General features: G+C 32.4%; 2 protein-coding genes and 2 tRNA genes. All 4 read left to right on the top strand.

The window, feature by feature from the left end:
- Nucleotides 1–210: 210 nt before the first annotated feature.
- The 4 genes from B4G36_RS03645 (at nt 211) to B4G36_RS03630 (ending at nt 3,031) form a co-directional block, all read left to right on the top strand.
- The gene (locus tag B4G36_RS03645) at nt 211–2,127 is read left to right on the top strand and encodes an ABC-F family ATP-binding cassette domain-containing protein (protein WP_291062075.1); all 1,917 of its coding nucleotides are present in this window, start codon (nt 211–213) and stop codon (nt 2,125–2,127) included.
- 74 nt (nt 2,128–2,201) lie between these two features.
- Nucleotides 2,202–2,681, top strand: coding sequence for a DNA-deoxyinosine glycosylase (locus tag B4G36_RS03640; protein ID WP_286494773.1), 480 nt, complete (start codon nt 2,202–2,204; stop codon nt 2,679–2,681).
- A 169-nt stretch (nt 2,682–2,850) separates the two neighbouring features.
- Nucleotides 2,851–2,923: transfer RNA gene (locus B4G36_RS03635), tRNA-Gly, on the top strand.
- 24 nt (nt 2,924–2,947) lie between these two features.
- Nucleotides 2,948–3,031 (top strand) — tRNA-Leu (locus B4G36_RS03630).
- Nucleotides 3,032–3,137 lie beyond the last annotated feature (106 nt).

Below are 3,137 nucleotides of genomic sequence, written 5' to 3'. Positions count from 1 at the left end.
TTGTTCATTGTAAATATTTTAAAGTTAAATTAATTTACTTATTTTCAATGAAATGAACAACTTTATTCTTTATTAATCAAAATGAACAACGGGTTTATATTTAGCTAAATATACATCATTATTAAAATTAATTTTTACTTTTTTCAGTTATCTTAAAAAACCTTAAAGTGTTAAGTTTTCATCTAACAAAAAACATTGTATTTTTGCAAAATGTTATTAGTACAAAATTTAGGAGTTTATTTTGCGGGTAGATATTTATTCGAAAACGTTTCGTTCCGCATCAACAAAGGAAACCGTGTTGGTTTGGTAGGGAAAAATGGAGCAGGAAAATCTACTTTGCTTAAAATTTTAGCCAAAAGTCAGCAATCTTCAGAAGGTGAAGTTGTTTACGAAGGCGACGTTACAATCGGATATTTATCGCAAGATATTGATTTTGTACAAGGAAGAACTGTTTGGCAAGAAGCTGATTCTGCTTTCGAACAATTGGTTGAAATACAGAATCGTATTGATTTTGTAAACAAAGAATTAGCTGAAAGAACAGATTACGAATCGGATGAATATGGGAAATTAATTGAAGATATTTCGCATTTAACAGAACGTTTCGGACTTTTAGGCGGTTACACAAAAGATGCTGAAATCGAACAAATTTTAATTGGTTTAGGATTCAAAAATTCAGATTTTCATCGTTCAACAGAAGAATTTTCTGGAGGTTGGAGAATGCGAATTGAATTGGCAAAACTATTGTTGCAAAAACATGATGTAATGCTTTTAGATGAGCCTACCAACCATTTGGATATCGATTCGATTGTTTGGTTAGAAGATTTCTTGAAAGATTATCCTGGAGCTGTTGTGTTGGTTTCGCACGACCGTCAATTTTTGGATAATGTTACTAATCGTACCATCGAAATTGCGAATCGTCATATCTCAGATTTCAAGGCGAATTATACGCGTTATTTAGAATTGCGTGAAGATCGTCGCGAGAAATTAGAGCAAGCGCAGAAAAATCAAGAGCAAATGATTAAGCACACTGAAGATTTGATTTCTAAATTCCGTGCAAAAGCTAATAAAGCTTCGATGGCGCAATCATTAATCAAAAAATTAGATAAAATAGAACGCATCGAAATTGAAAATGATGATGTAACGAAGATGAATATCCGTTTTGTGGACGCTGTTCAGCCAGGTAAAATAATTTTCGAGTTAGATGATGTTGGAGTTGCTTTTGGTGATCATCAAGTTTTTGATCATGTTTCTTTTTATGTTAATCGAGGAGAAAAAGTAGCCTTTGTTGGTCAAAATGGTCAAGGAAAAACGACTTTATCGCGTGCGATTATCAATGAACAAGAGCATTCAGGTAAAATAAAGCATGGACATAATGTAGAAATCGGATATTTTGCCCAAAATCAAGCACATGTTTTGAATGATAAATTAACAGTTTTAGAAGAAGCGGAAAATTCTGCAACAGAAGAAACACGTAAACATGTTCGAGATTATTTAGGAGCATTTATGTTTGGTGGCGATGCGGTAGAGAAAAAAGTTTCGGTTCTTTCGGGAGGTGAGCGAAATCGTTTGGCGTTGTGTAAATTGTTGTTGCGTCCATTCAACGTATTAATCATGGATGAGCCGACCAATCACTTGGATATTGTATCAAAAGAATTATTGAAAAAAGCTTTACAAAAGTATTCTGGAACTTTGATTTTAGTATCTCACGACCGTGAATTTTTAGAAGGTTTAGTAGATAAAGTGTTCGATTTCCGTAATGGTCAAGTGAAAGAATATCTTTCTGGAATTGATGATTATTTGGCGCAAATAAAAGCGGGAAGTTTCCGTGAAGTGGAGAAAGGAAATAGTTTGGCTGCACCAAAAGAAGAGAAGTCGATTGAAGTTAAAATAGAACAAGCGAAAAGAGTTTTATCTTTTGAGGAAGAAAAAGAGCAAAAACGTCTTAAAAATAGATTATCAAGAATCGAAACAGAGATTTCTGATTTAGAAACGAAGATTGCAGATTTAGAAAATAAATTGCATGCAGGTTCGCAAACGCAACAAGAATTGGACAAATACTCGAATCTGAAAAATGATTTAGATAAAAAAATGTTAGAGTGGGAGGAAGTTTCTGAACAAATTATCTAACGAAAGAAATAGAATAAAAAGTGCTACAAATTGTAGCACTTTTTTTGTACATTATATTTTTAGAATAAGACAAAATGCATAAACAATCTTTTGCTGCAATTATATCAGAACAACCAAAAACATTAATTCTTGGCTCTTTACCTGGTGATTTATCGTTAGAAGTTAATCAATATTATGGGCATCCACGTAATCGATTTTGGAAAATGATATTTGAGATTTTTGAGACAGAATTTTCAAAAGATTATGAAATAAGAAAACAACTTATTTTACAAAATAAGTTAGCGCTTTGGGATGTTGTACATTCTGCAGAACGAAAAGGAAGTATGGATGTAGATATGAAAAATGTTTCGCCAAATCAGATTGATGAATTGTTGAATGAACATCCTACAATCGAGAAAATAATTTTCAATGGAAAGAAAGCGGAACAATTATTTTGGAAATATTTTGATGAAAAAACATCCATAGAGTATATTTCTTTGCCAAGTACAAGTCCAGCTAATGCTCAATTTTCTTACGAACGATTGCTTAAAATCTGGAAAAATGCAATTATTTAAGATGATTTTTTAATGTTCAAAATAATTTAATCAAAAAAAAGTAAAATTATTTTAGTACTTAAAAATATTATGATGAGAAACTTAGCTTTTAATGTAAAATAATTATGAAAAAAATGTTTCCTAAAAGTTTTGTAATTAAAAAAGCTGTTCTATATTTGCACTCACAATCGCGGGAATAGCTCAATTGGTAGAGCGTCAGCCTTCCAAGCTGAATGTTGCGGGTTCGAGTCCCGTTTCCCGCTCTAGCTTCTTTCTTAGAAGTGGATGCCTTGGTGGTGGAATTGGTAGACACGCAGGACTTAAAATCCTGTGTCCATTAGGACGTGCGGGTTCAAGTCCCGCCTGAGGTACAGTAAAGCTCAAGAATTTATTTTCTTGGGCTTTTTTTGTTATATATTTTTTTCATAAAATAGATTTATAAAAAAAAAACGGATCAGTATCGGATCAGTATCAAAA

Origin of the sequence: Empedobacter sp. UBA3239, assembly GCF_002362875.1 — a bacterium.
GTDB lineage: Bacteria > Bacteroidota > Bacteroidia > Flavobacteriales > Weeksellaceae > Empedobacter > Empedobacter falsenii_B.
The sequence above is the reverse complement of the archived record's forward strand: the minus strand, read 5'-3'. Positions and strand labels throughout refer to the sequence as shown.